Genomic DNA, 26990 nt, shown 5'->3' with positions numbered 1-26990 from the left:
GCAATTAGCGGTAGGCGGGGTTCCAGCGCAAGAAGTGCTTTTCCATGGCGCGCGACGCCAGGTCGGCGGCCTTGCCCAGCAGCGCGTACAGCAGGATCCCGACCAGCACCACGTCGGTCTGCAAAAACTCGCGTGCGTTCATGGTCATGTAGCCGATGCCGGCCTGCGCCGAAATGGTTTCGGCCACGATCAGCAGCACCCACACCAGGCCCAGCGAAAACCGCACGCCGACCAGGATCGACGGCAGCGCCGCCGGCAGGATTACGTCGCGGTACAGCGGCCAGCCCGACAGCCCGTAGCTGCGCGCCATCTCGATCAGTCCCTGGTCGGCCGAGCGGATGCCGTGGAAGGTATTCAGGTACACGGGGAAGAACACGCCCACCGCCAGCAGGAACAGCTTGGCCGTCTCGTCGATGCCGAACCAGAGGATCACCAGCGGGATCAAGGCCAGCGCCGGGATGTTGCGCACCATTTGCAGCGTGGTGTCGAGCAGCGTCTCGGCGCGGCGGAAGCTGCCCGTCAACAAGCCCAGCAGCAGGCCCAGGCCGGCGCCGATGGCAAAGCCGGTGGCCGCGCGCCACAGGCTGGTGCGCAGATGCAGCCACAATTCGCCCGACTCGGCCAGCGTCCAGAAGGCCTTGGCCACGGCCCATGGCTCGGGCAGGATGCGGCTCGACAGCCAGCCTGCCTGCGACGCCACCTGCCACAGCACGATCAGCGCGACCGGCAGGATCCACGGCGCCCACGGGCTAGGTGGTGTATCGATCTGGTGGCGCATGTCAGGCCGCCTTTTTCGGCACGATGTCGCTGGCCATGATTTCGCCGAACGGCCCGCTGAGCGACTGGGTGCCGGCCGCCTTGCCCTTGCCCAGCAAGGGGAAGACCAGTTCGGCGAAACGGTACGATTCCTCCAGGTGCGGGTAGCCGGAGAAGATGAAGGTGTCGATGCCGAGGTCGGCGTATTCTCGGATGCGGGCCACGACCGTCTCGGCGTCGCCGACCAGCGCCGTGCCGGCGCCGCCGCGCACCAGTCCCACGCCGGCCCACAGGTTGGGCGCCACTTCGAGCTTGTCGCGGCGCCCGCCGTGCAGCGCTGCCATGCGCTGCTGCCCCACCGAGTCCATCTTGCCGAACGCCTGCTGGGCCTTGGCGATGGTCTCGTCGTCGAGGTGGCTGATCAGCTCATCGGCTGCGCGCCACGCCTGCTCGCTGGTGTCGCGCACGATCACGTGCAGGCGGATGCCGAATCTGACGGTGCGACCGTGTTTGACGGCGCGCGCCCGGATGTCGGCGATCTTTTCGGCCACCGCAGCGGGCGGCTCGCCCCAGGTCAGGTAGACGTCCATCTGCTCGGCAGCCAGCGCGTGCGCCGGTTCCGACGAGCCGCCGAAATACAGCGGTGGATACGGCTTTTGCACGGCCGGATACAGGGTCTTGGCGCCCTTGACCTTGATATGCTTGCCCTCGAAATCGTAGCCGGCTTCGCCGCCCTCGCCGGCCAGCGACGCGCGCCACACGCGGATGAATTCATCGGAAATCTCGTAGCGTTTGGCGTGATCGGCAAACAGGCCGTCCGCTTCCAGTTCGCCCTGGTCGCCGCCGGTGACCACGTTGATCAGCAGGCGGCCGTTGGACAGGCGGTCGAAGGTGGCAGCCATGCGCACGGCCAGTCCGGGCGTGGTGAGGCCGGGGCGGATCGCCACCAGGAACTTGAGTTTCTGCGTGACCGGGATCAGCGACGACGCCACCACCCATGCGTCTTCGCACGAGCGTCCGGTCGGCAGCAGCACACCGTCGTAGCCGAGCGTGTCGGCAGCCACCGCGCACTGCCGCAGGTAGTCGGCATCGACGGGGCGCGCGCCCTTGGTGGTGCCGAGATAGCGGCTGTCGCCGTGGGTGGGAATGAACCAGAAGATATTCATGCAGTACTCCTTCACAATGGCTATTTCGTCGATGGCGGGGCGGCAGGCGCCGGCTGCAGCCGGGCGTCCGCGACCACGATCGGTTTCGGTATCAGCCGCAGGCTGGCGAATGCGTCGGCCACCTTTTGCTGCTGTTGCAGCACGCTGGCGCTGATCGGCTGCACCCCATAGGCGTAGCGCGATGCCGCCAGCGCCACCACGCCCGGTTCCAGGCCGGTCTGGGTGGAGAGGATGGCTGCCACCTCTTTCGGATGGGCGGCGCCCCAGGCATCGACCTTGGCGATTTCTTCGAGCACGATGCCCACGGTCTCGCGGTGCTTTTCTGCGTAGGGACGCGACGCCAGGTAGAACTGGTAGTTGTTGACCAGGCCCTTGCCATCGGCCAGCACACGGGCGCCGATCTGCTTCTCGGCAGCGGCCAGGAACGGATCCCAGATCACCCAGGCATCGACGCTGCCGCGCTCGAACGCGGCGCGCGCGTCGGCCGGCGGCAGGTAGATCACCTGCACGTCGCGGTAGGCCACGCCCGCCTTTTCCAGCGCCTTGACCAGCAGGTAATGGACATTCGACCCCTTGTTCAAAACGATCTTCTTGCCCTTGAGGTCGGCCACGCTGCGCACGGTGGACGCCTGCGGCACGACGATGGCCTCGCTGCCCGGCGATGGCGGCTCGTTACCGACATAGACCAGGTTGGCGCCGGCCGCCTGCGCGAAGATCGGCGGCGCTTCGCCGACGGTGCCGAAATCGACACTGCCCACGTTGAGCCCTTCCAGCAGCTGCGGTCCGGCCGGGAATTCGGTCCACTTGACCGTGATGTTCCTGCCGGCCAGGCGCTGCTCCAGCGTGCCGCGGCCCTTGAGCAAGGTGAGCGTGCCGTATTTCTGGAAGCCGATCCTGATTTCCTGCTTGCCCTCTGCACCGCCGGTCTGCGCGCGCGCCGGCGCGTGGGCAGTGGCGGCGATCACGCCAGCGGCAAACAGCACACCGAGCGTGCGCCTGCGCGTTCCGCGCAAATCCCGAACAGTCATCTCGTCTCCTTTCAGCGCGCCAGGCGCAACGCAGCCCCCGGTGTTGTACCCGGCGCTGCGCACCGGTCGTCGGCCCGGGCCTGGAGATCGCGCCACGCCTGCTGCCCGTGCAGCCCGGCGGCCAGCGCATCCACGCCGGCCTGGACGCGCCAGGCCACGGCCGGATCGACCACCAGGCCGCCTGCCTCGCTCCACACCAGCTGCGCCGAGGTGGCGTAGATACCGGCCAGCACATGGCGTGCATCGAGCGCCTGCAGCACCGGCCGCAGCGCATAGTCCAGCGCCAGCATGTGCGACTGGCTGCCGCCGGTGGCCAGCGGCAGCACCAGCTTGCCGGCCAGGCCGTCCTGCGGCAGCAGGTCAAGGAAGGCTTTCAGCAGGCCGGTGTAAGACGCCTTGTACACGGGCGTGGCGACGATGACGGCATCGGCGTCTGCCACCGCGCCCAGGGCGCGCTTGATCGCCAGGTCCCCCGTGTCGGCGTGCAACAAGGCGTGCGCCGGCAATTCGCGCACCGGCACCCGGGTGAAGCGGTGTTCCGCCGCGTCGTCGGCGAGGCGCTCGGCCGCCCTGGCAGCGACGTGGTCGAGCAAACGGCCGGTGCTCGATGCCGCGGCAGGACTGCCGCCCAATAAAAGAATGTTCATGATCCGGTCCCCAGCGTCAGTGTGCGTGTTTGCATTGGTAGGTGCGTGAATGGCGTGAATGGTGTGAATGGCGTGCCGCCTGGCTGCGCTGCATGCGCCGTCTGCATCCAGGCCAGAATAGATCGGCCGGGCCGATAGCAGAACGAATAGTTTTGCGCTTCCATATGCGGTTTCCGACACATGACTTTTTTGCATATAAATAGCCGGATTTGTTCGTGTACGGCGCGCCAGACCCGGTGCAATACTGGCCACCGCTTACCGATATTGACCATCACATCGACCCACGGACATACCATGTCTCTCCCGCTCAGAACGGCGTTGCCCGACCCGGCGCTGCCATCCGCTTCCGATCCGCTCACCGTGGCCGCCGACCTGGCGCGCCGCCTGGGCGACACCGCCAACGCCCGCGACCGGGCCGGCGGCCACGCAGCGCAGGAGCGCGGCTGGATCCGCGATTCCGGTCTGCTGACCCTGTCGATACCCGAGGCCTATGGCGGCCAGGGCGCAGACTGGCCGACAGTGCTGCACGCAGTGCGCATCCTGGCCCGCGCCGACAGCGCGCTGGCCCATGTTTTCGGCTTTCACCATCTGCAGCTGGCCGGCATCGCGCTGTATGGCACGCCGCCACAGCAACGCCGCTTTCTGACACAGACCGTCGACCAGCAGCTGTTCTGGGGCAATGCGCTCAACCCGCTCGACCGCCGCACCACGGCGGTGGACACCGGCGACGGCTTTCGGCTCGATGGCGTCAAGAGCTTTTCGTCCGGCTCGGTGGGATCGGACTGGCTGACCGTCTCGGCCTGGCACGCAGCCACCGGCACCGCGCTGATCGGCGTGCTGCCCACGCGCCAGGCCGGCGTGGCGGTGCAGGCCGACTGGGACGCGTTCGGCCAGAAGCAGACCGACAGCGGCAATGTCCATTTCGATGCGGTAGCGCTGCCGGCCGACCAGGTGCTGCAAGCGCCCGGCGTTGCGGCCACGCCGCAATCGACGCTGCGCTCGCAGGTAGCCCAGCTGATCATGACCAACCTGTACCTGGGCATCGCCGAAGGCGCGTTCGAGGCGGCGCGCGCCTACACGGTGGACGAAGCGCGGCCTTGGTTCGCCTCGGGCGCACCGTCGGCGGCGGCCGATCCCTTGATCCAGCACCGCTTCGGCCAGCTGTGGCTCAAGTTGCGGCCTGCCGCCGTGCTGGCCGACCAGGCCGCGCGCGAACTGGAGCGGCTGTTCCGCCTGGGGCCGGACGTCACCGCGCGCCAGCGCGGTGAGCTGGCCGTGGCCGGGGCCGAAGCCAAGGTGCTGGCGCACGTGGCCAGCATCGACATCAGCAACCAGATGTTCGAGCTGACGGGCGCCCGGTCCACGTCGGCCCGCTACGGCTACGACCGGTTCTGGCGCAATGCGCGCGTGCACACGCTGCACGACCCGGTCGACTACAAGATCCGCGACCTCGGACGCCACGCGCTCGACGGTTCGCTGCCCGAACCCACCGCTTACTCGTGACAACCCGATGACTGCTCCCCTGATCCATATCGCGCACGCGAGCAAGACGTTCACTTTGCCCGACGGCCGCCGCTTCGACGCCGTGCGCGACGTCTCGCTGCGCATCGATGCCGGCGACATCTTCGGCTTGATCGGCAAGAGCGGCGCCGGCAAGTCGACGCTGCTGCGCCTGTTCAATCTGCTCGAACGGCCCGATGCCGGCGCCATCACCGTCGCCGGGCGTGAACTGACTGCGCTGCCGCGCCACCAGCTGCGCGCCGCACGGCGCACGATCGGGATGATTTTCCAGCAGTTCAACCTGCTGCAAAACGCCACCGTATTCGACAACGTCGCCTTCCCGCTGCGCATCCACGGCGGCCAGCGTGCGGAGCAGATCGCTGCCCGCGTCGCACAGTGTCTCGATCTGGTGGACATGGGACACAAGGCTGGCAGTTACCCGGCGCAGCTTTCGGGTGGGCAGAAGCAGCGCGTGGCGATCGCGCGCGCGCTGGCCAGCGGCCCGGCGGTGCTGCTGTGCGACGAGCCGACGTCCGCGCTGGACGCCGAAACCACGCGCGCGCTGCTGGCCACCCTGCGCGACATCAACCGCCGCCTCGGCGTGACCATCGTTATCGTCAGCCACGAGCTGTCGGTGCTGGCCGACATCTGCAACCGGGTGGCGGTGATCGAGGACGGCGCACTGGTTGAGGAATTCGCCCTCGACGCCGCCGCCGGCCGCGACGCGGCGCCGCGTCACACCGCGCTGGGCCGCGAACTGGCCGCCTTTTACGCGGAGACAGCGGCCAGCATTTACCGGGAGGCTGCCCATGTCTGAGCTGTTGTCCACGCTGGGTGCGTCGTTTACCGCGATTGCTGCCATGCTGCCCGAAATGGTCACCGCCGTCGGCCAGACCCTGACCATGCTCGGCATCGGCCTTGCCGCTGCGGTGCTGGTCGGCGGACCGCTCGGCATCGTGCTGTTCCTGGTGGCCGACGGCCAGTCGCTGCAGAATCGGCCGGCGGCGCTGGTGCTGGGGTGGCTGGTCAATACGGTGCGCTCGTTCCCGTTCATTATCCTGCTGGTGGCCCTGGTGCCGCTCACCCGCATCATCGCCGGCACGTCGATCGGACCGCTGGCCGCTGCGGTGCCGCTGTCGTTCGCGGCGATTCCGTATTTCGCGCGCATGGTCGAACAGAATCTGCGCGACGTGCCGCGCGGCGTGATCGAGGCGGCGCACGCGATGGGCGCCTCCGAACTGCAGATCGTGCTGCGGGTGCTGCTGGTGGAAGCGCGTTCCGGCCTGGTGCTGGCGCTGACGGTGGTGGCGATCAGCTTCCTTTCCTACTCCGCCGTCGCCGGCGTGGTCGGTGGCGGTGGCATCGGCGACTTGGCGATCCGCTACGGCTACTACCGCTTCGAAACCGACATCATGGTGGCCACCGTTGCCATCCTGATCGTCATGGTGCAGCTGATCCAGTTCACCGGCAACCGCATCGCCCGCCGCATCGACAAACGCTAAGGAGCGCACATGACCCACCCTATCACCGATCGCCGTCGCGTGCTGACCGCCGTGGCGCTGGCCGCCGTGGCACTGGTATCGAGCGCCAGCGTCCACGCCAGGGATCCCAAGGAAATCGTCATCGGCACCAGCGCCGGTCCGTACGCAGACCAGGTCAAGCTGGGCATCAAGCCGCTGCTGGAGAAAAAGGGGTACAAGGTCAGGCTGGTCGAGTTCAACGACTACATCCAGCCCAACTTCGCGCTGGCCGAGGGTTCGCTCGACGCCAATATCTTTCAGCACAGCGTGTACCTGAACAAGTTCGCGACCGAGAACAGGCTGGCCATCTCCGAACTGGTCAAGGTGCCGACCGCGCCGATCGCCATCTACAGCAAGCGTCACAAGACGCTGACCGAGGTGAAGGAAGGCGCAACGGTGGCGCTGCCCAACGACCCGACCAACCAGGCGCGCGCGCTGGTCATGCTAGACCAGCTGGGCTGGATCCGGCTGCGCGAGCGGTTCGATCCGGTGCGCGCGTCCGAGCGCGACATCGCCGCCAACGTCAGGAAAATCCGCCTGATTCCGCTGGAAGCGGCCCAGCTGCCACGTTCGCTGCAGGATGCCGACTACGCCTTCGTCAACGGCAACTATGCGCTGGCATCGGGCCTGAAGCTCAGGGACGCGTTGAAGACCGAAAAAATCTCGGACCACTATGCCAACCTGGTGGCGGTGCGCACGGCCGACCGCGACAAGCCGTTCGCGCGCGACATTGCCGCCGCCTACCGCTCGCGCGAATTCCTCGACATCACCAACCTGCACTTTGCCGACTATGCCAAGACCGACTACCAGCTCAAGCTGGCGCAGGCGCAACGGGCACAACAACCGGCCAGCCCGGTGCGATGACATGACCAAGCCGATAATACGCTTCAACGCCTTCCAGATGAATACGGTGAGCCACCAGTCGCCGGGCCTGTGGACGCATCCGCGCGACACCGGCCACCGCTACACCGATCCCGAACACTGGACAGCGCTGGCGCGCCTGCTGGAAGCGGGCCTGTTCGACGCCGTGTTCCTGGCCGACGTACTGGGCGCCTACGATGTCTTCCAGGGCAGCGCCGACGCCGCCTTGCGCCACGCGGTGCAGGCGCCGCTGAACGATCCGCTGGCGCTGGTGCCGCTGATGGCGCAGGTGACCGAGCACCTGGGCTTCGGCGTGACCTGCGCCCTCACCTACGAGCATCCGTACACGTTTGCGCGCCGCATGTCCACGCTCGACCACCTGACCCGTGGGCGCATCGGCTGGAACATCGTGACCGGCTATCTCGACAGTGCAGCGCGCAATCTGGGGCTGGACCGTCAGCTGAGCCACGACGCGCGCTACGACCTGGCCGACGAGTACATGGAGGTGGTCTACAAGCTGTGGGAAAAAAGCTGGGACGACGATGCGGTGGTCAACGACAAGGCGCGCGGCGTGTATGCCGAGCCGTCACGGATCCACCCGATCCGGCACGAGGGCCGCTATTACAAGGTGCCGGGCTTTCACCTGTGCGAACCGTCGCCGCAGCGCACGCCGCTGCTGTACCAGGCCGGCACTTCGCCACGCGGCACCGCGTTTGCGGCGCGGCACGCCGAATGCACGTTCGTCAGTGGCCCCAGCAAGAAGGTGGTGCGCCAGTATGCCGGCGACCTGCGCGCTGCCGTGCGCGCCGCCGGACGCGATGGCGACGACCTCAAGATCTATGCCCAGGCGCTGATCGTCACCGCGCCTACCGAGGCCGAGGCGCGCGCCAAGCATGACGAGTACCGCCGTCACATCGATATCGATGCGGCGCTGGCGCTGCTGTCCGGCTGGACCGGCATCGACTTCAGCCGCTTTCCGCTCGACGCCACCGTGCACTACATCGAATCGGACGCCGGCCGCTCGGCGCTGGCCTCGTTCACCGAGGCCGATCCCGAACGCACCTGGACCGTGCGCGAAGCGGCGCAGTTCGTGGGACTGGGCGGACGCGGACCGGTGCTGGTCGGGGACCCGCGCCAGGTGGCGGACCAGCTGCAGGCATGGCAGGACGAGACCGGCATAGACGGTTTCAATCTCGCCTTTGCCGTGGCCCACGACAGCATGCGCGACGTGGTGGAGCTGATCGTGCCGGAACTGCAGCGCCGCGGACGGTACCGCAGCGCCTACGATAACCATAACGATAGCGATAGCGGCACGCTGCGCAGCCGCATCACGGGCGGCGGCGCGCGCCTGCCTGCCAGCCACGTCGGGCGACAGGTCGCGATTTAATCGCTGCGCATCTGCGCCTGCGAGACATTGCTGTTGGGCGGCACGCTCTGCGTGAGCCACACATTGCCGCCGATGGTGGAGCCGGCGCCGATGGTGATGCGGCCCAGGATGGTGGCGCCGGCGTAGATCACCACGTCGTCCTCCACCACCGGATGGCGCGGCACACCCTTGATCAGCACGCCCTGGTCGTCGGCAGGAAAGCGCTTGGCGCCCAGCGTTACATGCTGGTACAGGCGCACGCGCTGACCGAGGATGGCGGTCTCGCCGATCACCACGCCCGTGCCATGGTCGATGAAGAAGCTGCCGCCGATGTGCGCGCCGGGATGGATGTCGATGCCGGTCAGCGAATGGCCGATGTCGGAAATCAGCCGCGCCAGGAACGGCGAACCGAGACGATGGAGGCAGTGCGCCAGGCGGTAATACAGGATGGCGATGGTGCCCGGGTAGCACAGCATGATCTCGGCGATCGACGTGGCGGCCGGATCGCCGGAAAACGCCGCGTGCACGTCGGACACCAGCAGCGCGCGGATGGCCGGCAGGTTGGCCGCGAACTCGCGCGTGATGACGTGCGCCTGCTGGGTCAGCGCGGCCTCGTCGGACAGGTCCTCGGTGGCCGAAAACTGCAGGCCGCGCCGTACCTGCTCGGTCAGGCGGTTCAGCGTGGTGTTGAGGGTATCGCCGACGAAGTAGTCGATGCTTTCGTCGGTCAGGTTGGGCCGGCCGTAGTGGGTGGGGAACAGCACGGCCGACAAGCCGTTGACGATGATCTGCAGCGCCTCGCGCGACGGCAGCTCGCGCACCCTGCCCTGATGGCGGATGTTGTGGGTGGCCTCGCGCGAGACCCGCAGCTGTTCGATCACGCTGGTCAGGTTCCAGTGCGACGGTTTGACGCCGGCGGCGTCGAAGGTATCGATAGTCATGGCTCTGTCATCTCATGTGTTGGCCGGTACGGGTGGGAGCCGAACCGGCGCCGATGGCCCAGCATACGCGCACCGCGCCGCCGCGTGAACGAATCAATCTGTCGCGCCATATGCGCTGGCGGTATAACGCGTACACTCGGTCATCCCGCATATGATGGGCCGACAGCGGCACTGCCGCGATATCGCGTAAAATGCCGGGTCCACCGAACAATACCCTTTTCATGAATATTTTGCTGACCGTCCTGTTGGCGGGCCTGACCATGGTCGGACCGCTGGCCATCGATACCTATCTGCCGTCGTTCCCCGCCATCGGCGTGGCCTTCGACGCCAGCCCCATCCTGGTGCAGCAGACGCTGAGCATGTTCCTGTTCTGCTTTGCCTTCATGATGCTGTTTTACGGCACCCTGTCCGACTCCTTCGGCCGCCGCCCGGTCATCCTGGTCTCGCTGGTGCTGTACATCGCCGCGTCGGTGGGCGCCGCGCTGGCGCAGTCCATCGGCGTGCTGCTGGCGTGCCGCATCGTGCAGGGTTTGGCAGCAGGCGCCGGCTCGGTCGTGGGCCGCGCCATCGTGCAGGACCGCTTCAGCGGCGCCGCTGCCCAGAAAATCCTGGCGCACATCATGATGGTCTTCGGCCTGGCGCCGGCCATCGCTCCGGTACTCGGCGGCTGGCTGCAGGTCAATTTCGGCTGGCGCTCGGTGTTCTGGTTCCTGGCAGCCTTCGGCCTGGTGATGGCGGTTGCCGTGCAGCGCGCGCTGCCGGAGAGCCTGGCCGTCAAGGACCGTCATCCGTTTCACCTCGCGGTCATCGCGCGCAACTACCTGAAGGTGCTGCGCCACCCCCATTTCCTGCTGCTGGCCATCGCCGTGGGCATGAGTTTTGCCGGCGTGGCGCTCTACATCGGCTCGGCCGCCTACTTCGTGATGAACATCCTGCACTTGCCGGAGACGGCCTTCGCCTGGATGTTCGTGCCGCTGATCGGCGGCATGGTCGTGGGCTCGGCCCTGTCCGGTAAATTCGCGCACCGCTTCGCCCGCAAGACGCAGGCGTGGATCGGCTTTGCAGTGATGCTGCTGGCAGGCGCGATCAATGTCGGCTACAACCTGTCATTTGTTGCGGCCGTGCCGTGGGCGGTGCTACCGCTGTTCATCTATTCGTTCGGCCTGTCGCTGACCATGACGCCGATCACGCTGATGTCGCTCGAGTACTTCCCGCACAACAGCGGGCTGGCATCGTCGATGCAGTCGTTCATCCAGATGCTGCTGTTCGCGCTGGTGTCGGGGCTGGTAGCGCCGCTGCTGTTCGACAGCGCGCTCAATCTGGCGTGGGGTGTGCTGGGGAGCCTGGTGGTGGCGCTGGCGGCATGGCTGCTGGCGCAAATCGGCAGGCCGGTCGTGCACTGATGGTGGTGCCAGGGGTAGGCGCCCGCACCGTGCGGGCGTTTCTCCCTGCTACCTGTTGGGCCGGACCTTCAGGGCCACGGGGCCGGCGTGACATCGACGTACTGCGCGCCCCCCTGTTCCGGTTCGCGCGCATCGGGCACCTTGCCCGGGGCTTGCGCCGGGTTGCGCAGGCCGAGGATTTCCTTGCGCGCTTCCACGAAGTCGGCGCTGGTCAGCGGGTTTTCCTGGTCGGGCCAGTTGGCCTCGGCCCAGCGCTGCAGTTCTTCGAAGCGCTCCCACAGTTCATTGATGAATGCGCGGCGCGATTGGTCGTCGATCATATGTCCTCCTTGTTGTCACAGGAGTATCGGCCGGGAAGGTCGTGACGGTCGGTGCGCCTGCGCACAAAAGAGACCGTCGCCGATGCAAGCTACCGCGCATGAGGATCGCCCCGACCGCGCCACGCGCAGGCCGATGCCGCGCTCAGGACTCCTTGCGCGCACCGCTCTGCCGGCTGCCCTGGGACGCCGACTGCGCCCCGGTCTGCGCGGCCGACGGGGCCGCAGCTTGCGCCGACATGGGCTGGCGGTCGTGCCCATCCTGGCCGTCCTGGCCGTCGTGCGTGCGCTGGCCATTCTGGCGGAACGGATCGGTGGACCGTTCGACCGATGCCTGCTGCTTTTGCAAAGCCCGCTGTGTTTCTTCCTGCGTGCTGCGCGCAACCTCTTCGGCCAGCGCCTTGGCGGTGCGGCTGGTCGATTCGACGTGCTCGCCGGCGACCTTGGACATTTCCATCTGGGTGTCGGCAGCGATGCGCGACAGGTGCTGCTGGTAGGCGCGCAGCTTGTCGGAAGCCGGCTGGGCGCGGTTGGTGGCGGCCGAGATCATGTCGGTCGCGCGTTCTGCCGTCAGGCACTCGCAGCCGGTTTGCGCCGCGTCTTCCAGCATGGTTTGCGCCATGTGCAGGTGGAGATCGCTGAATTGCTGAACGGTGCGAAACATCGAGCGCGACACGTCGTTGAAAAACGCCATCTGGGCGTCGAGATGCGATTTGACGGCAGGCGTGACGGATGGTGAATATGGAAACATTGGGTAACCTCCATGCATGGGTTGGTGGATCGGAAAGCGAACCGGGCGCATTGCGTTAGCGCAGATCGAACACCAAGGCTACGTCAGCAAACCAAAGCAAGCATGATTTGGATCAAAGGTGTACAATCGAGATATTGCCTTAGGGGAATATCATCATGGCCATTTCCGCTCTCAATATCGGCGCCAGCGGCGTGACCGCCGGCCTCACCGCGCTGTCCAACAGCGCCAATTCGATCGCCAACGCGTCCACCCAGGGATTTGCGCCGGCGCAGGCGACGTTCCGCGAAACGACGCCAGCCGGCAGCGGCGTATCGATTTCGCTGCAGGGACAGCAACTGGCAGCCGGCAACGCGCCCAGCGGCACCGACCTGGCTACCGAGATCACCGACTCGATGGTGTACAAGGCGCAGACGCAGGCCTCGCTGTCGGTCATCAAGACGTCCGACGCCACCCTCGGCTCGCTGCTCGACATCAAGGCCTGAGCGACGCCGGCACGCGACCGGCCGCCGGCCCTGGCCGCCGCTCATCCGCCGGTCGGCGCGGCCACTTGACAGCGGCCGGGCGCACCGTCACATTGGCGGCTTTTGACACGCCAGCGCTGCGAGCGGCCAGATGAACCCAGACGATTTCCACCACCAGCCGAGTGTCGATCCCATCGATCCCGACGATCGGCCGGCGCGGCTCGGCGCCATCGTGCGCCGCTGGTCGGACGCGACGCCGCACGCCCCCGCCCTGCACGACGGCCAGCGCTGCTGGACCTATGCCGCGCTGGCTGCCGCCGTCGGGGCGACCGCCGCCAGCTTGCGCGCGCTCGGCGTGCGCGCCGGCGACCGCCTGATGGTGGTCGGCGAAAATTGCGCGGCGCAAGTGGCGCTCACCTTTGCCGCCGCCGACATCGACGCTGTCGTCGTCCACGTCAACGGCCGCCTGAGCGCCCCTGAAATCGACCGCATCCGCCACCATTGCCAGCCGCGCCGCGTGATCTACACCAGCGCTCCCGGGTGCGCGGCGTCGCCCGAAACCGCTGCCCACGGCCTGCGCCACGACGCCCTGCCAGGCGAAGGTCCGTGCGGCGCCTGGATGGTGGGCGCGCTGAACCCGGACTGTGCGCCGGACCCCGTGCATGGCAGGTCCGACCAGCAGGTAGCGGCGCTGGTGTACACCACCGGCACCACCAGCGCGGACGGGGCGCCGAAGGGCGTGATGCTCAGTCACCGCAACCTGCTGTTCGTGGCGGCCGTGTCGAGCCGCCTGCGCGCGCTGACGCCATTGGACCGCGCATACGGCGTGCTGCCGATCACCCATGTGTACGGCATGACCTCGATGATGCTCGGCACCCTGTACGCGGGCGCCTGCCTGGTCCTGTGCCCGCGCTACACGCCCAATGCGCTGCTGGCCGCGCTGCACGATCACCGGCTCACCATCGTCCAGGGCGTGCCGGCCATGTATGCCAGGCTGCTCGAAAAGCTGGGCCGCGACGATATGCCCGTGCCCAACCATCTGCGCTTCGCCTATGCCGGCGGCTCGCCGCTGGCGCCCAGCCTCAAGGCGCGGGTGGAGCGCGTGCTCGGCGTACCGCTGCATAACGGCTACGGCCTGACCGAAACCGCCCCCACGGTGTGCCAGACCCGCCTCGACCAGCCCCGTACCGATACCTCGGTCGGCCACGTGATTCCGGGCGTGGCGGCGCAGGTGGTCGATGCGGGCGGCGCGCCGGTGGCGTCCGGCGTGACGGGCGCGCTGTGGGTGCGCGGCCCCAACCTCATGCTCGGCTACTACCGCGACCCGGAGCTGACCGCTGCCAGCATGCGACCCGGCGGCTGGTTCGATACCGGCGACCTGGCGCGGCAGGACGCCGATGGCGCACTGTTCATCGTCGGCCGCAGCAAGGAACTGATCATCCATGGCGGTTTCAACGTCTATCCGTTGGAAGTGGAGACCGTGCTCAACGCCCACCCGGGCGTGACGCAATCGGCCGTGGTGGGCCGCGCCCGTGCGGACGGCGACGAGGACGTGGTGGCCTACATCGAGCCCGACACCCGTCACCCGGTCGCGCTGGACGCGCTGCACACCTGGCTGGCGCAGCACCTGGCGCCCTACAAGCGACCGACCGAGATCGTCGCAATGGCGACCTTGCCGTCGGCCGCCACGGGCAAGATCCTCAAGGGGCAGCTGAAGGCGCTGGCCGACGGATCGCAGCCGAATAGTCGGGCGCCCGGTCCGCCGCGTGCGCGCGGGCAGTGATGTGGGCGGCCTGGCGCAGGACGGCAAACTGCTGCGGTCCGGCCAGCGCGCCCAGGTCGAACAGGTAGCGGTCCAGGTAGCCGGAGGCCAGCAGGCGCCAGTCCAGCGGCAGCGCGGTGTCGATACGCCTGGCCATTTCAAAGACGATGGTGGTGCAGTTGGCGGTGAGCGTATTGTAGAAGCGCGGCGTGCGTTTCAGCTGCGCGCCTTCGTCCAGGTAGGACAGGAACAGCGAACGCATGGTCGATTGCGGCATGTTCAAACGGTATAAATACATATCCTCGCCGCGCACATTGGTGCGCACGCGCAGGATGTCGCGTTCGTCGGCGGCGATCAGCACCGTCTCGTAGCGCCTGAAAAAGCCGGCGATGGCGTCGAACTGTTCGCCGCGCTCCTTGCGGATCTCGATCGAAAACGTCAGGTAGCGGCCGTCGGCAAAGCCGAACGACACCAGCGTGTGCGCGATCGCCGGCCCCATCCAGTAGGACAGCGCCACGTCCACCGACCGCAGCTGGTCGAGGTCATAGCTGCGGCGCTCCCAGCGCTGCGTGTAATCGTCATCGCTGCGCCAGTCGAAGTTGCGCACCTGGTCGAGCGTCACCACGCTGCCATGCACCTGCCCGGTCACCATGCGCGCCACGTCGTCGGCCCACACGCGGTCGTGGCGCGGCTGCAGCGTGCCCCACCACAGCAGCAGCGCCATCATGGCTGCGGCCCAGGGCAGCAGCACGCGCGCGCGTTGCAGGCGCCACCACCAGAACAGCGTAACCGCCGCCAGCGCCACCCACAGCCCCATCGCCGGCACCCGCAGCGCCGCCAGCTGGAACGGCGGCTGGAACCACAGGACCAGCGCGCCCCAGGCGCTGGCCAGGCCCAGCGCGACCGATGCCGCCACGCGGCCGAACGTCTTCCATGGTTTTCTCATCGGCCGATTATAGAAGCAACGTCGCGCAAGCAAGCGCGTGCACCACTGCCCGGAGTACGCTGGCGAACGGTCCGCTACCGGCAGTTGTAAGGATTTGTGAACCGGGCGACTGCCGACGCCGGCTTGTGGCACACTGACAACACGTCTACAGCAAACGAGGAACAGCATGACTGACGGCCCTGACGACCCGCCCAGCACGCCGCACCGTCGCGCCACCGATCACCAGCAGGGCCCGCTGCGCAGCAGCCGCGGTGACGTCGGCAGCAACGGCACGCCGCGCTACCTCGACCCCGGCGACACCGTCTTCAGCCTGTGGGGCCGCGTGCTGATGGCGCGCTACCGGCGCGTGGCCGCGTCGGTGACGCGCCACATCGTGCAGCGCCCGCTCCACATCGGCATCTCGGCGCGCATCTTCCACCCCGAGGCCGGCTCTACCGGACTGCGCAGCAAGAACCTGCAATATCTCGAAGAATCGATCGCCCAGTGGGTGATGTCGCGCGACGTGCTGGTGTTCATGATCCCGACCGTGAACACGGACGGCCTGCTGCATCCGTCCAACATCCGCCTGCGCGACTATGCGCGCCACCTCGACGGCCTGGTGCTCCAGGGCGGCGCCGATGTCTCGCCGCAAAGCTACGCCGAAACGCCCACCCGCCCCGAGTGGAGCGGCGACCGCGCGCGCGACATGTACGAGCTGGAACTGCTGCACGAATTCGTGGAGGCCGGCAAGCCGGTGCTGGGCATCTGCCGCGGCTGCCAGCTGATCAACGTGGCGTTCGGCGGCACGCTGTACCAGGACATCGCGTCCGACGTGCCCGATTCGCTGGCCCACGTCAACGACGACTACGACCGCAACCGCCACGACATCACCTTCCCGCCCGGCTCGTCGCTGGCGCGGCTGTTCAAGGGACAGGCCAGCGGCACCGTCAATTCCATCCACCACCAGGCCGTCAAGACGCTGGGGCGCGACATGATGGTCGAAGCGCTGTCGGTACCCGACAATATGGTGGAAGCGATCCGCTACCGCAAGGCGCCGTTCGTGATGGGCCTGCAATGGCACCCGGAATTCCACCGCGCCGGCGGCGTCGAACTGCTCGACTGTACCGGCATCCTGGACCAGTTCCTGCGCGTGGCGCGGGAGACGCGGTTCTGACGCTTGCCGCTTGCGGTCTGACGCTTGCCGCTTGCGGTTCTGACGCTTGCCGCTTGCGGCTCAGCGCACCTGCAGGCGCGGTGCGGTAGCCGTGGGTCGCGCTGGCGCGGCCAGCTTGAAGACCGCCATGCGCTCGCTGAGGGCGGCTGCCTGGTCCTGCAGCGATTCGGCCGCTGCTGCCGCTTCCTCCACCAGCGCGGCATTCTGCTGGGTGACCTGGTCCATCTGCGTGATGGCCTGGTTGACCTGCTCGATGCCGGCGCTCTGTTCCTGGCTGGCCGCGGTGATCTCGCTGACGATGTCGGCCACCCGCGTGATGCTGGCGACGATGTCGCCCATCGTGGCGCCGGCCTGGTCCACCAGCGCGGTGCCCGCTTCCACGGTGCCGACCGAATCGTCGATCAGCAGCTTGATGTCCTTGGCGGCCGCGGACGAGCGCTGCGCCAGGTTGCGCACCTCGGAGGCCACCACGGCAAAGCCACGCCCCTGTTCATCGGCGCGCGCCGCTTCCACCGCCGCGTTCAGCGCCAGGATGTTGGTCTGGAACGCGATGCCGTCGATGACCGAGATGATGTCGACGATCTTCTTCGACGAAGCGTTGATCGAGGCCATGGTGCCCACCACCTGCCCCACCACGTCGCCGCCCTTGACGGCAATCTGCGACGCCGACAGCGCCAGTCCCTTGGCCTGACGCGCATTGTCGGCATTCTGTTTGACGGTGGCGGTCAGTTCTTCCATCGACGACGCGGTTTCTTCGAGCGAACTGGCCTGCTGCTCGGTGCGCGAAGACAGGTCCTGGTTGCCGGCGGCGATCTGGCTCGATGCGGTGGCGATGGTGTCGGTACTGCCGCGCACCTGGCCCACCAAGCGCTGCAGGCTGTCGTTCATGTGCCGCAGCGACGCCATCAGCTGCCCGCTTTCGTCGCGCGACGTCACCTGCACGTCGGCCGTCAGGTCGCCGTCGGCCACGCGGCGCGCCACGTCCACTGCCTGCTGCAGCGGCCGCGAAATGATGCGGGCCACCCACGCCGCCAGCAGGCCGCCGATGACGATGCTGGCGACCAGCAGGCCGAGCGCCTGTTCGCGCGCCGACAGGTACTGCGCTTCCGCTGCGTCGCTGGCGGCGTCGCCCTGCTCCTGGGCGCGCTGGGCGATCTTGTCGATCACGTCGGCGGTCTGGTTGATCAGCTTGAACGAAACGCCTTCTGCGATGGCCATCAGCTCGTCGCGCTGGCCCTGCTTGCGCAGCTCCACCATCCTGGCCCGCTGCACCGCGTACTCGGCGCGCACGGCCACCAGCTGCGCCAGCAGCCGGCGGTCTTCTTCGTTGGTGATGGTGCCCTGGAACTGGCCTTGCAGCTTGTCCACCTTGGCCACCATGCGCGCCACCATGTCGTCATACTTGGCCACGCGCACCGGGTCGCTCGACAGCAGCTGCTCCATCTCGTAGCGGCGCATGGTATTGAGCGCAGCCTTGAGCGCCAGGATGTAGCGCATGCTCGGCAGCGACTGCGACGACAGGTGATTGGACGCCGCGTTGAGCCGCCCCATGCTGGCGATCGTCACCGTCCCGAGCAGCAGTGTCAGGGCCAGCACCGCGCCGAAGGACAGGAACAATTTTTTACTGATTTTCAGATCGTAGAACCATTGCATGACATTCTCCGGGTGCTTCAGTTGATGGCGGTGTGCCCTTGATGTGTGCGCTGGCGCCAGCGGTGCGCCAGCAGCGCCAGTCCGGCGACGATGGCCAGCACGCCCAGCGCCATGGCCGCGCGCGCCAGCAGCAGGAGCGGCGACGGCTCGCCGCCGGCGCGCAATGCCCGCACGCGCTGCTCGGTGATGGTCACCTTGCTCTGGCCGAACGTGGCCATCACGTAGTTGGTCAGCTCGGCCACGTCGCGGTCGGTCAGTTCGTCGCCGAAGCCGGGCATGCCTTGCCCGTGCTCGGGCCATATCCCTTCCAGGACTGCCATGCCCACGTTATCGGCAGTCGGATGGCGCAGCGACGGATGGTTGCGCAAGGCCGGCAGGCCGCGCACGCCGTCGCCGTCGATCTGGTGGCAGGACGCGCAGTTGTTGCGGTACAGGCGCTCGCCGGCGCCGATCTTGCCGGCCATTTCCGCGATATCGCTGGCCGGCAGCCTGGCCCCCGGCGCCGGCGCAGCTGGCCGAACTTGCAGCGCTGGCGCACCTGCGGGAATTGCGGAAGCAGGCGTGGCTGCTGGTGCGGGCGAGTTTGGCGGAACTCCTGGCGCTGGCGTAGCCGGCGAAGCTACTGGCGCCGAGCTAGCCATCGGCGCCGCTGCGCCTGCCGCCGCCGGCGTGGTCAGGTACACCGAGATCGCCTTGACGTCCTGCGGATCCATCCTCGAAAAGCTCTTGTCGATCGCTTCGCGCATCGGACCGCCGGCGGTGGCGCCGTTCGGGGCGTGGCCGGTTGCCAGGTATTGCTGCAGCGTTGCCGGGTCCCAGCCGGCGGCGGCCAGTGCGCCCGGCGTGATATCGGGCGCATACCAGGTACCGAGCGAGCCCCCGCGCAGGTATTCGGACGATTTCTCGGCCATCAGGAAGTTGCGCGGCGTGTGGCAGGTCGCGCAATGGGCCAGTCCCGTCGCCAGGTAGGCGCCGCGGTTCCATTCCACCGACTTCGATTTGTCGGCCTGGTACGGCTGGCGGTCGAGATACAGCGCATTCCACACCGCCATCGACAGGCGGAGATTGAACGGGAACGGCAGGCTGGTGGCCGGCGCCGGCGTGTCGTCGGCAGCCACGCCGTGCATGAAGTAGGCGTACAGCGCGGCGGTATCGTCGTCGGTCATCTTCGCGTACGCGGTGTAAGGCATGGCCGGGTACAGGTGGCTGCCGTCGCCGCGCACGCCGGCGCGCACCGCGCGGCTGAACTGCGCCAGGGTGTAGGCGCCGATGCCCGACTTGACGGACGGCGTGATGTTGGTCGAATAAATCGTGCCGAGCGGGCTGGCGATGGCCAGGCCGCCAGTGTAGGCAGGACGCGCGGGTGCGCTATGGCAGGCCATGCAGTCGCCGGCCACGGCCAGGCTCCTGCCCCGTTCCACCAGCGCCGGCGTGGCGCCGGTTTTGAGCGGCTGCCCGGTTGCCTGCGCCGGCGCATGGAGTGCGCCGAAGCCGGCGGCAAGCACGAACCATGCGGCAGCGGCCAGGCGCCCATGCACGGCATGGCGCACGGCGTTGAGCACGGCGCTGAGCGCCTCGTTGAACGCAGCTTTGCGCACAGCTTTGCGCACAGAGTTGGACACGGAATTGGACACAGAATTTACCACGGCGGCAGGCCATCCGCTGAGTACGGACTTATGCACGGTACCGGCGCATCTGGCGCGCGCGGGGGGACGGCAGGATTCACGCATGACGGGCCTCCGACAGGATCTTGTCCGCCGTCCGCAGCGCCAGCGCCACGGCGGTCAGCGTGACGTTGCAGGTGCCCACGGTGGGCATCACGCCGGTGCCGACCATGTACAGGTTCGGGTGATCGTGCGCGCGGCCGAACGGATCGGTCACGCTGCTCCGCTCGTCCTTGCCCATCGACAGGGTGCCGGTGATGTGCTGGCGGTTGCTGAACGCACCTTCCTTGCTGTGCTTGATATTGGTCGCGCCCAGCTGTTTGGCGATCTCGTCGTAGCGCTTGCGCGTTTCGACCGTGCCCTGCTTGACGTAGTCGTCGATGTCCCAGTAGATGCGCGGCGTGGGCAGCCCCAGCGCGTCGCGCTTGTCGCTCAGGGTCACGCGGTTGTTCGGGTCCGGCAGCTGCTCGAGCGCGTTCTTGATGCTCACGCGGCGCGCCGCGCGGTCGCGGATTGCGCCTTCGAGCTTGACGCCGTAATAGCCGGCGCCGATCAGCTCTTTGGTCACCGACGCCACTTGCGAGGCGTTCGAGATATCGATGCGGAACGGTGCATGATCGCGGCGGAATTCGCCGTCGCGGAACTGGCCGATCGAGCACGGACTCACCGGGCCCCGGCCCGGCCAGATCGGCTCATCGACATCGAAGGTCACACCGATGGCCGGGTGGTCGCACAGGTTGCGTCCCATCTGGTCGCTGCGGTTGGCCAGGCCGGTCGGGAATGCCGGGCTGGCCGACATCAGCAGCAGCTTGACCGATTCGATGGCGTTGGCGGCGATGACGAAGGTCTTGGCCGTGACGCGGTGGCTGGTCTTGTTCCAGTCGTAGTAGTGCACCGCCGTGATGGCGCCGCGGGCGTCATGTTCGAGCTTGTACACCACCGCTTCGGTGATGGTGCGGACGCCCGCCTTTTCGGCACTGGTGGCGGCGATGCCGCCGTGGTACTGGGCGTCGATCGGGCACAGCGGCATGCAGTTGTTGTTGCCGCAGCAGGCCGGACGGCCATCGAAGCTGCGGCTGTTACGCGCGGTGCAGTCGTCGAGCACCTTGAAGTCCGGCGCCAGGCGCGCGGTCACGCGCTGCTGGAAGTACGATGCCGGCACCGTCTCCATCGGGAACGGCTGCGAACGCGGCGAGCCGGTTTCGGTCGAACCGCCGACGCCGGCGATGACTTCGGCCTCGCAGTAGTACGGCTCCAGCTCTTCGTAGCTGATCGGCCAGTCTTTGCCGACGCCATACAGCGACTGGGTCTTGAAGTCCGAAGGGAGGTAGCGCCACATCTGCGCCGCCCAGTGCCAGCTGGTGCCGCCCAGCATGCGGATGTACTGTGCCTGGAACGGGTGCGGTCCGACCTGTTCGATGTACTTGTTCGCTTCCGGCGAAAACACCGGGTGCGGCGACATTTCCGAAAACGGGTACGGCGCCATGAAGTCCGATTTGAAGGCGGAATGGCGATAGCGCTCGACCAGTTCGCCGCGGCCGACGCGCGGCCCCGATTCGAGCATCAGCACCGAGCTGCCGGCCAGCGCCAGCTTGCGCGCCAGCAGCGCGCCGCAGATGCCGCCGCCGATCACGCAGATGTCGGCAGAATTGATAGTATTCATAGGTTGTCTTTACTTGTTCAGGGCTTGAGGTTGGGCGGACCAGCTGCCGCACGGGCCGTAGGAAAAACTCGGCGGCACCAGCACGTCGGCCACGGCCAGGTTGGACAAGGTATCGGCATAGGCCACGCACACCGACTTCTTGCCCTTGCCGACCACGCCCAGGTACCAGGCCTGCAAGATCGCCTGCGACAGCGCCTGGTCGGCCTTCTGCGCTTCGGTGAACGTGGTCTTGTCGTCCTGCGCCAGCACTTCGCCGGCGCCCAGCGTGGCGTTCAGGCGCGCCAGCGCCGCATCGGTGTCGGGCGCCTGCTTGACGAACGCCTGGTACAGCGCCAGCGCCAGCGTGGGATTGATCTCGGCCTTGCCGGTCAGCGTGCGCGAGACGGCGATAAAGTCGGTCAGTCCCGGCCCAGCCGGGGCGATGGCCGCGCCGGCGCGGGTGGAAAGCAGCAGCTGGCTGGCGACGCCAGACAATGTCAGCGCACCGAGCGCACCCAGCGCCTTGAGCGCACTGCGCCGCGAAGTGTGTTTGCTATGCATGGGATTCCTTAGTTGGCGCCGGCGCGCTTGCGGCGACGCAGGATGAAGACGATCAGCAAGGCTACGGCCAGTGCGCCGAGCACCATGCCGGCGCGGGCCAGCGTCAGCAGGTTCGACTGCGGACCGCCCTGGCGCACCTGCGCCACTGCCTCCGGCGTGACGGTGGCGGCAGCCTGGCCGGGACCGAACTGCACCAGCATGTAGTTGGCCAGCGCGGCCACCTCGGTGTCGCTCAGGTGGTTGACGGCGTTGACCTGGTCGCCGAACGGCGGCATGAACACGTGGCCGTCAGCCGTCTTGCGGTCCACGCCGAGCAGGATGGTGGCCAGCAGGTTGTTGGTGTTGACGGTGGCCGAATTGTGGAACAGGCTTGGGTAATAAGCATCGCTGGTGCCCTGGCCGCTGGCGCCGTGGCACGAGGCGCAGTTGGCCGAGAACACCTGCGCGCCAAGGTTGGCGCCCTTGATATTCTCCTGGTAAGGCACGCCACGGATCTTGTCGAGCGCATTGCCCGCCTTGCCCTGCTCGAAACGCGACGGACCGGCCGACTGGTCGCCATGGCCGACCGACGGCGGCAGCGACTTGATATACACGGCGATGGCCCGCAGGTCGCCCGGTTCCAGGTGGCTGAAACTGAGGCTGATGGCCTCGGCCATGCTGCCCGCCGCCTGCGCCTTGCCGGCCACGCGGCCCGTCTGCAGGTACTGCACCACCTCGGCCTCGGTCCAGGCGCCGATGCCGGCGACAGGATGCGAGGTGATGTTCGGCGCATACCACGGGCCGACCTGGGCGCCGGACAGGTGGCGTGTCTTATCCTCCTGCATCAGCGCGCCGCGCGGCGTGTGGCAAGTGCTGCAGTGGGCGGCGCCTTCGGCCAGGTACTGGCCGCGCAGCCATTGCGCCGAGCGCTGCGGCTCGGGCCGCAACGGCTGCTGATCCAGGAACAGCGCGTTCCACGCCTTCATCGACAGCCGGATGTTCATCGGGAACGGCAGGCTCGTTGGCGTGGTGGGCCGGTCCACCGCCGGCACGCCCTGCATGAAGTACGCGTACATGGCGTTGACATCGGCGTCCGTCATCCTGGCGTACGCCGTGTAGGGCATGGCCGGATACAGCATCTGGCCGTCGGCGCGCACGCCCTTGCGTACCGCGTCGCTGAACTGCTGCGCGGTGTACTTGCCGATGCCGTGCTCGCGCGACGGCGTGATGTTGGTCGAGACGATCTCACCCACCGGCGACGACATCACCAGCCCGCCCGCCATCGGCTGACCGTGGTGCGCCGTGTGACAGGCCATGCAGTCCGACGCGGTGGCCAGGTATTTGCCGCGCGCGACGGTGGCCGCATCGAACGGCTGCGCCGGCGCTGCCAGCACCGCGCCCGGCAGCATCAGCGCCAGCAAAAAGTTCAATGCTGCTTTCATCATGCCCCCTTCATCTGACGCACCATCGCGTCGGCGGCCTTGAACGCCAGCGACACCATGGTGATGGTGCTGTTGCCGCAGGCCGTGCTGGCCATGGCGCCGCCCCCGGGCAAAAACAGGTTGTCGTGGTCCCAGGCGCGGCAATCGGCATCGACCACGGAATCGCGGTGGTCAAGGCCCATGATGGTGCCGCCCATGATGTGCTTGCTCTGGTTGAACTGGGGACTGAGCTTGATGTCGGTGGCGCCCATGGCCTGGGCGATCCGCTTGCCGATCGGGACCGAGTACACCTCGGCCGACCTGCGCGTGTAGTCGCCCACGTCGTAGTGGATCGCCGGTTTCGGCAGGCCGAGCCAGTCGGTCTTGTCGGACAGCGTCAGGCGGTTGTTCGGGTCGGGCAGCACCTCGTGCGCCAGCACCACGTCGGCGGTGCAGGCCGTCATGCGGCGGATCTCGGCGTCCAGCGCCTTGCCCACCAGGCCTTTTTTCAGCGCCGCGAACGTGACGAAGCGGTTGCGGGCGAAATTATTGAAGCGGAAGTAGGCGCCGGCGTGCTCGCTGCGGAACGCGCCCTGCGAGGTTTCCATGATGCCGCTGTTGACCACCGGTCCCACGCCGGCCCAGAACGGCTCTTCGAGCGTCAGCGTCATGGTCAGCTGCGGGTGGTCCATCATGTTGCGGCCGACCTGGTCGCTGCTGTTGGCCAGGCCGTTCGGGTTGCGGTCGTTCTTCGACATCAGCAGCAGTTTCGGCGTTTCGATGCCGTTACAGGCCAGCACGAACAGCTTGCCCGTGACGCGGTGGCTGGCCTTGTGCTGGTCGTAGTAGTTGACGGCGACCACGCGGTTGGCGGCGTCGGTCTCGAGGCGGTAGGCCACCGCGTTGGCGGTGATCGTTGCGCCTTTCGCCTCGATGCGCGACAGTGCCGTGGCGGCGTCGTACTTGGCGCCCACCGGGCACACGGGCACGCAGTTGTTGTTGGCGCAGCAGGCCGGGCGGTCGTCGTACGACGTGCCGCTGTTGCGGGCCTGCGCGGTCGGGATATTGTGGTAACCAAGCGTTTTCACCACGTCGGTGAAGCGCTGTTCGCCGGGGCCGAACGGCAGCGGCGGCATCGGATACGGTTTCGAGCGTTTGGCGGTGTCGGTCACGGGCGGCCATTGCTCGGCCGGTGCCGACGGACCGCAGATGCCCAGCGCATATTCGGTGCGGGTGTAGTACGGCTCCAGCGTCTGGTAGTCGAACGCCCAGTCGCGGCCCACACCGTAGAGCGTTTTCAGGCGCATGTCTTCCGGCGTCAGGCGCCAGCAGGTGCCGGCCCAGTGCCAGGTCGAGCCGCCGGCGTAGCGGATATAGCTCTGCGCATAGCGGTCGGGCCCGGAGAGCTGCAGGTAGGCGTCCTGCGGCGTCTCGACCGAGGCCATCGGATGCGGGGCCCAGGCCGCCGGCGGGTAGCAGGAAGACGGATCTCCCTTGAGCGCCAGCGGCAGGTTACGGAAGTTTTCCACGATTTCGGCGCGCGCCACGCGCGGGCCGGCTTCGAGCATCAGCACGGACAGGCCGGCGTCGAGCAGCGTTTCGGCGATTGAAACGCCGACGACGCCGGTGCCGACGATGACGACATCGGCGCTAGTAGGGTTGGGCATTTATGTGTTCCTTCGATCAGAAGACCGGCATGCTGGACAGCGGGACTATCGGACGGCTCCACAGATTGGGGCCGGAAAAGCCGTAAGACGGCATGGCCACGGCGTCGGCCGTGGTCTTGTAGGTGAGCGCCTGTTCGTAGGTGAACAGCTGCGCATCCTTTTTTGGCGACGAGCAGCCGGTGTACCAGGCAAAGATCACCCAGTGCGCGAATTCCTGCAGCGGACCTTCGGCGATGTCGGCGAAGAAGTCTTCCACCTGTTTTGCCTGCCTGGCCTGCGCCAGCTCGGCAATGGCCGTCAGCATGCGCGGCATGTCCGGGTACTTGGCGGCTGCCGCGGCTGCGATACGCGCGCCGACCGCGTCGTCGAGCTGGTGGTTGATCAGCAGGCGGGACACCTTCATGAACTGCGCGGTATGGGCACGGGCCGGGGCCGGGGCCGGCGGCGTCGCCACGCCCCACGCCGGCACCGTACCCCAGGTCACCCAGGCGCCGACGATGACGGTGGCGCCCAGCAAAAATTTGCGTCTTGAGAGAGACATATCGAATCCTGTAAAAAGGCCGGACGCGAAGCGGGGCCGGACCAGCGGCCCTGCCCCGCCAGCGCGTCAGAACGAGTGGCGCAGGCCCAGGGCCAGCATGGTCTGGCGCGGACCGTCGCCGACCAGGCCGGCCTGCGAAGTGCCGATCACGGCGTCCGCCGCGATGATCGTGCGGCCGTTCGCGCCCAGGGTCTTGCCGCTGGCGCGCTGCACCGCTTCGAGCAGGTACACCGAGGTGCGCTTGCTGAACCCGTACGCCTGCTGCAGCGAGAACTGGCGGTAGCGCGCGCCGTCGCTGATGCCGTTGGCGCTGGTGGCGCGGGTGTAGGTGAGGCCGGCGCCGAGCAGCCACGGGCTGGCCGTCTGCCACGACGCCAGCAGCGCGCCGGTGTTGAAGATCGCCTTGTCACGGAACACGGAACTGGCGTTGGGCGTGTATTGCACATTGCTGACCGAGCCGCCGAAGGTCACGGCGCCGGTCTCGTAGCGCGAAGCGGCGGCCAGGTACTGCACGTCGCGCGCGGACAGGTAGCCGGCGTTGAGCGGCGACTTGGAAAAGCTGCTCGACGCATTGGTATCCCAGTTCAGCTGGCTCGGACCGTTTTTCAGCAGCTGGTAGCCGAGCGCGTGGTGCCAGTGGCTGCCGTCGAACTTGACCGAAGCGGCCGCCGACCCGCCGCTGCCCGTGTGGCCGGCCTGCTCGCCGGCCGCGACCATGGCGCCTGCCGTCACGCCGTGCATCTTGGGCGAGGTGTACTTGATCGCATTGTTGTGGCGGATGGTGATGTCGAAGCCGTCGATATCGCCCGGGTGGTCGCCGGCAGCGCCGGTCACGACCGGCACCGGCCCGAACGCATTCAGGGCGTCGAAGTACGACGAATACTGGCGGCCCACGGTCAGCGTGCCGACCTGCTTGTTGGTCAGGCCGACAAAGGCGGCGCGGTTGAACAGGCTGCCCGCCTGGCCGGCGGTGCCGTCGTCGGTGTTGAAACCTGCTTCGAGCTTGAAGATGGCCTGGGTGCCGCCGCCCAGGTCTTCCGAACCCTGGAAACCGAGCCGGTTCCCGTCCTTGGGCCCGGATCGCATAAAGGTCTTGGCGCCGCCCGGCAGGTGGTCGATGCGCGTGACGGCCACGTCGACGATGCCGTACATGCTGACATTCGAGCCGCTGGTTTGGGCGGCAACGGTGCCGCAGGCGCCGGACAGCAGCAAGCCGCCCAGGATCAGGAATTGAGGTTGGTTCATATGCACTGGCAAGCGCGGTGTCCGGCCCGGCTTCCAGGC

General features: G+C 67.5%; 25 protein-coding genes. 9 read left to right on the top strand and 16 right to left on the bottom strand.

The features are described 5' to 3' along the window. Positions 1-4: 4 nt before the first annotated feature. The 4 genes from ssuC to ssuE are packed head-to-tail and all read right to left on the bottom strand — an operon-like array spanning position 5 to position 3597. Positions 5-778: an aliphatic sulfonate ABC transporter permease SsuC gene (gene ssuC, locus ASF61_RS09560; RefSeq protein WP_056154492.1), complete on the bottom strand. Its 774-nt coding sequence runs from the start codon at positions 776-778 to the stop codon at positions 5-7. Position 779: 1 nt separating this feature from the next. Further along, the gene (ssuD, locus tag ASF61_RS09555; RefSeq protein WP_056154488.1) at positions 780-1922 is read right to left on the bottom strand and encodes an FMNH2-dependent alkanesulfonate monooxygenase; all 1143 of its coding nucleotides are present in this window, start codon (positions 1920-1922) and stop codon (positions 780-782) included. A 20-nt stretch (positions 1923-1942) separates the two neighbouring features. Further along, on the bottom strand, positions 1943-2950 hold the full coding sequence (locus tag ASF61_RS09550; RefSeq protein WP_056154485.1) for a sulfonate ABC transporter substrate-binding protein: 1008 nt from the start codon (positions 2948-2950) through the stop codon (positions 1943-1945). A gap of 11 nt (positions 2951-2961) precedes the next feature. Beyond that, positions 2962-3597 (bottom strand): NADPH-dependent FMN reductase, encoded by a 636-nt coding sequence (gene ssuE, locus ASF61_RS09545; protein WP_082491409.1) that lies wholly within the window; start codon positions 3595-3597, stop codon positions 2962-2964. A 294-nt stretch (positions 3598-3891) separates the two neighbouring features. Here ssuE and ASF61_RS09540 point away from each other — a divergent pair, with 294 nt between their 5' ends. Genes ASF61_RS09540 through ASF61_RS09520 form a run of 5 tightly spaced genes read left to right on the top strand, consistent with a single transcriptional unit; the run spans position 3892 to position 8865 of the window. Beyond that, complete coding sequence (locus ASF61_RS09540; RefSeq protein WP_056154481.1) at positions 3892-5100, top strand: acyl-CoA dehydrogenase family protein; 1209 nt, start codon at positions 3892-3894, stop codon at positions 5098-5100. A gap of 7 nt (positions 5101-5107) precedes the next feature. Further along, positions 5108-5914 carry a methionine ABC transporter ATP-binding protein gene (locus ASF61_RS09535; protein ID WP_056154478.1) on the top strand — a complete coding sequence of 269 codons (807 nt, stop codon included), beginning with the start codon at positions 5108-5110 and terminating at the stop codon, positions 5912-5914. Further along, positions 5907-6599, top strand: coding sequence for a methionine ABC transporter permease (locus ASF61_RS09530; RefSeq protein WP_056154475.1), 693 nt, complete (start codon positions 5907-5909; stop codon positions 6597-6599). The genes ASF61_RS09535 and ASF61_RS09530 overlap by 8 nt, the downstream gene beginning before the upstream one ends. Before the next feature lie 9 nt (positions 6600-6608). Continuing rightward, positions 6609-7481 carry a MetQ/NlpA family ABC transporter substrate-binding protein gene (locus tag ASF61_RS09525; protein ID WP_056154472.1) on the top strand — a complete coding sequence of 291 codons (873 nt, stop codon included), beginning with the start codon at positions 6609-6611 and terminating at the stop codon, positions 7479-7481. A gap of 1 nt (position 7482) precedes the next feature. Then, the gene (locus ASF61_RS09520; protein WP_056154469.1) at positions 7483-8865 is read left to right on the top strand and encodes an LLM class flavin-dependent oxidoreductase; all 1383 of its coding nucleotides are present in this window, start codon (positions 7483-7485) and stop codon (positions 8863-8865) included. Here the strand turns inward: ASF61_RS09520 and epsC are convergent. Then, complete coding sequence (epsC, locus tag ASF61_RS09515) at positions 8862-9785, bottom strand: serine O-acetyltransferase EpsC (protein WP_056154465.1); 924 nt, start codon at positions 9783-9785, stop codon at positions 8862-8864. The two genes, ASF61_RS09520 and epsC, sit on opposite strands and share 4 nt — an antisense overlap. Before the next feature lie 221 nt (positions 9786-10006). On the opposite strand from epsC, the gene ASF61_RS09510 reads away from it, so the two are divergent. Further along, positions 10007-11188: a multidrug effflux MFS transporter gene (locus tag ASF61_RS09510; protein WP_056154462.1), complete on the top strand. Its 1182-nt coding sequence runs from the start codon at positions 10007-10009 to the stop codon at positions 11186-11188. 68 nt (positions 11189-11256) lie between these two features. Here ASF61_RS09510 and ASF61_RS09505 read toward each other — a convergent pair whose 3' ends face one another. After that, on the bottom strand, positions 11257-11508 hold the full coding sequence (locus tag ASF61_RS09505) for a hypothetical protein (RefSeq protein WP_056154459.1): 252 nt from the start codon (positions 11506-11508) through the stop codon (positions 11257-11259). Positions 11509-11650: 142 nt separating this feature from the next. After that, on the bottom strand, positions 11651-12256 hold the full coding sequence (locus ASF61_RS09500; protein WP_056154455.1) for a phasin family protein: 606 nt from the start codon (positions 12254-12256) through the stop codon (positions 11651-11653). A gap of 155 nt (positions 12257-12411) precedes the next feature. Here ASF61_RS09500 and ASF61_RS09495 point away from each other — a divergent pair, with 155 nt between their 5' ends. Then, positions 12412-12738, top strand: coding sequence for a hypothetical protein (locus ASF61_RS09495; protein WP_056154453.1), 327 nt, complete (start codon positions 12412-12414; stop codon positions 12736-12738). A 130-nt stretch (positions 12739-12868) separates the two neighbouring features. Continuing rightward, a complete protein-coding gene (locus tag ASF61_RS09490) occupies positions 12869-14500 on the top strand; it encodes a class I adenylate-forming enzyme family protein (RefSeq protein ID WP_056154449.1) in 1632 nt (543 codons plus the stop codon). Here the strand turns inward: ASF61_RS09490 and ASF61_RS09485 are convergent. Continuing rightward, a complete protein-coding gene (locus tag ASF61_RS09485; RefSeq protein ID WP_056154446.1) occupies positions 14418-15425 on the bottom strand; it encodes a DUF4105 domain-containing protein in 1008 nt (335 codons plus the stop codon). The two genes, ASF61_RS09490 and ASF61_RS09485, sit on opposite strands and share 83 nt — an antisense overlap. A 166-nt stretch (positions 15426-15591) precedes the next feature. Here ASF61_RS09485 and ASF61_RS09480 point away from each other — a divergent pair, with 166 nt between their 5' ends. After that, positions 15592-16578 carry a gamma-glutamyl-gamma-aminobutyrate hydrolase family protein gene (locus tag ASF61_RS09480; protein ID WP_056154443.1) on the top strand — a complete coding sequence of 329 codons (987 nt, stop codon included), beginning with the start codon at positions 15592-15594 and terminating at the stop codon, positions 16576-16578. A gap of 60 nt (positions 16579-16638) precedes the next feature. On the opposite strand, the gene ASF61_RS09475 is transcribed toward ASF61_RS09480, so the two are convergent. From ASF61_RS09475 to ASF61_RS09440, 8 genes are all read right to left on the bottom strand, one after another. Continuing rightward, on the bottom strand, positions 16639-18231 hold the full coding sequence (locus ASF61_RS09475) for a methyl-accepting chemotaxis protein (protein ID WP_056154439.1): 1593 nt from the start codon (positions 18229-18231) through the stop codon (positions 16639-16641). A gap of 17 nt (positions 18232-18248) precedes the next feature. Then, entirely contained in the window at positions 18249-19829 is a 1581-nt protein-coding gene (locus tag ASF61_RS23720; RefSeq protein ID WP_229205778.1) for a cytochrome c, read from the bottom strand. Between the two features lie 124 nt (positions 19830-19953). Further along, complete coding sequence (locus tag ASF61_RS09465; protein ID WP_056154436.1) at positions 19954-21558, bottom strand: GMC family oxidoreductase; 1605 nt, start codon at positions 21556-21558, stop codon at positions 19954-19956. A 9-nt stretch (positions 21559-21567) separates the two neighbouring features. Further along, a complete protein-coding gene (locus ASF61_RS09460; RefSeq protein ID WP_056154433.1) occupies positions 21568-22098 on the bottom strand; it encodes a sugar dehydrogenase complex small subunit in 531 nt (176 codons plus the stop codon). Positions 22099-22106: 8 nt separating this feature from the next. Next, positions 22107-23522, bottom strand: a complete 1416-nt coding sequence (locus ASF61_RS09455) for a cytochrome c (RefSeq protein ID WP_056154431.1) — start codon at positions 23520-23522, stop codon at positions 22107-22109. Then, a complete protein-coding gene (locus ASF61_RS09450; protein ID WP_056154428.1) occupies positions 23519-25165 on the bottom strand; it encodes a GMC family oxidoreductase in 1647 nt (548 codons plus the stop codon). The genes ASF61_RS09455 and ASF61_RS09450 overlap by 4 nt, the downstream gene beginning before the upstream one ends. Before the next feature lie 16 nt (positions 25166-25181). Then, on the bottom strand, positions 25182-25706 hold the full coding sequence (locus ASF61_RS09445; protein ID WP_056154426.1) for a sugar dehydrogenase complex small subunit: 525 nt from the start codon (positions 25704-25706) through the stop codon (positions 25182-25184). 66 nt (positions 25707-25772) lie between these two features. Then, the gene (locus ASF61_RS09440; RefSeq protein WP_056154423.1) at positions 25773-26951 is read right to left on the bottom strand and encodes a porin; all 1179 of its coding nucleotides are present in this window, start codon (positions 26949-26951) and stop codon (positions 25773-25775) included. Between the last annotated feature and the right edge of the window lie 39 nt (positions 26952-26990).

This window comes from Duganella sp. Leaf126 (assembly GCF_001423125.1).
In the GTDB taxonomy this organism is placed as follows: domain Bacteria; phylum Pseudomonadota; class Gammaproteobacteria; order Burkholderiales; family Burkholderiaceae_D; genus Rugamonas.
Note: the sequence above shows the minus strand (reverse complement) of the source record. Positions and strands in the feature narration are given on the sequence as shown.

Coding starts and splice junctions, on each gene's coding strand:
- ssuE (WP_082491409.1), bottom strand. CDS start 3,597: ATGAACATTCTTTTATTGGGCGGCAGTCCTGCCGCGGCATCGAGCACC.
- ASF61_RS09500 (WP_056154455.1), bottom strand. CDS start 12,256: ATGTTTCCATATTCACCATCCGTCACGCCTGCCGTCAAATCGCATCTC.
- ASF61_RS09550 (WP_056154485.1), bottom strand. CDS start 2,950: ATGACTGTTCGGGATTTGCGCGGAACGCGCAGGCGCACGCTCGGTGTG.
- ASF61_RS09485 (WP_056154446.1), bottom strand. CDS start 15,425: ATGAGAAAACCATGGAAGACGTTCGGCCGCGTGGCGGCATCGGTCGCG.
- epsC (WP_056154465.1), bottom strand. CDS start 9,785: ATGACTATCGATACCTTCGACGCCGCCGGCGTCAAACCGTCGCACTGG.
- ssuD (WP_056154488.1), bottom strand. CDS start 1,922: ATGAATATCTTCTGGTTCATTCCCACCCACGGCGACAGCCGCTATCTC.
- ASF61_RS09535 (WP_056154478.1), top strand. CDS start 5,108: ATGACTGCTCCCCTGATCCATATCGCGCACGCGAGCAAGACGTTCACT.
- ASF61_RS09540 (WP_056154481.1), top strand. CDS start 3,892: ATGTCTCTCCCGCTCAGAACGGCGTTGCCCGACCCGGCGCTGCCATCC.
- ASF61_RS09445 (WP_056154426.1), bottom strand. CDS start 25,706: ATGTCTCTCTCAAGACGCAAATTTTTGCTGGGCGCCACCGTCATCGTC.
- ASF61_RS09520 (WP_056154469.1), top strand. CDS start 7,483: ATGACCAAGCCGATAATACGCTTCAACGCCTTCCAGATGAATACGGTG.
- ASF61_RS09525 (WP_056154472.1), top strand. CDS start 6,609: ATGACCCACCCTATCACCGATCGCCGTCGCGTGCTGACCGCCGTGGCG.
- ASF61_RS09465 (WP_056154436.1), bottom strand. CDS start 21,558: ATGAATACTATCAATTCTGCCGACATCTGCGTGATCGGCGGCGGCATC.
- ASF61_RS09495 (WP_056154453.1), top strand. CDS start 12,412: ATGGCCATTTCCGCTCTCAATATCGGCGCCAGCGGCGTGACCGCCGGC.
- ssuC (WP_056154492.1), bottom strand. CDS start 778: ATGCGCCACCAGATCGATACACCACCTAGCCCGTGGGCGCCGTGGATC.
- ASF61_RS09450 (WP_056154428.1), bottom strand. CDS start 25,165: ATGCCCAACCCTACTAGCGCCGATGTCGTCATCGTCGGCACCGGCGTC.
- ASF61_RS09455 (WP_056154431.1), bottom strand. CDS start 23,522: ATGATGAAAGCAGCATTGAACTTTTTGCTGGCGCTGATGCTGCCGGGC.
- ASF61_RS09460 (WP_056154433.1), bottom strand. CDS start 22,098: ATGCATAGCAAACACACTTCGCGGCGCAGTGCGCTCAAGGCGCTGGGT.
- ASF61_RS09475 (WP_056154439.1), bottom strand. CDS start 18,231: ATGCAATGGTTCTACGATCTGAAAATCAGTAAAAAATTGTTCCTGTCC.
- ASF61_RS09530 (WP_056154475.1), top strand. CDS start 5,907: ATGTCTGAGCTGTTGTCCACGCTGGGTGCGTCGTTTACCGCGATTGCT.
- ASF61_RS09440 (WP_056154423.1), bottom strand. CDS start 26,951: ATGAACCAACCTCAATTCCTGATCCTGGGCGGCTTGCTGCTGTCCGGC.
- ASF61_RS09505 (WP_056154459.1), bottom strand. CDS start 11,508: ATGATCGACGACCAATCGCGCCGCGCATTCATCAATGAACTGTGGGAG.
- ASF61_RS09490 (WP_056154449.1), top strand. CDS start 12,869: ATGAACCCAGACGATTTCCACCACCAGCCGAGTGTCGATCCCATCGAT.
- ASF61_RS09510 (WP_056154462.1), top strand. CDS start 10,007: ATGAATATTTTGCTGACCGTCCTGTTGGCGGGCCTGACCATGGTCGGA.
- ASF61_RS09480 (WP_056154443.1), top strand. CDS start 15,592: ATGACTGACGGCCCTGACGACCCGCCCAGCACGCCGCACCGTCGCGCC.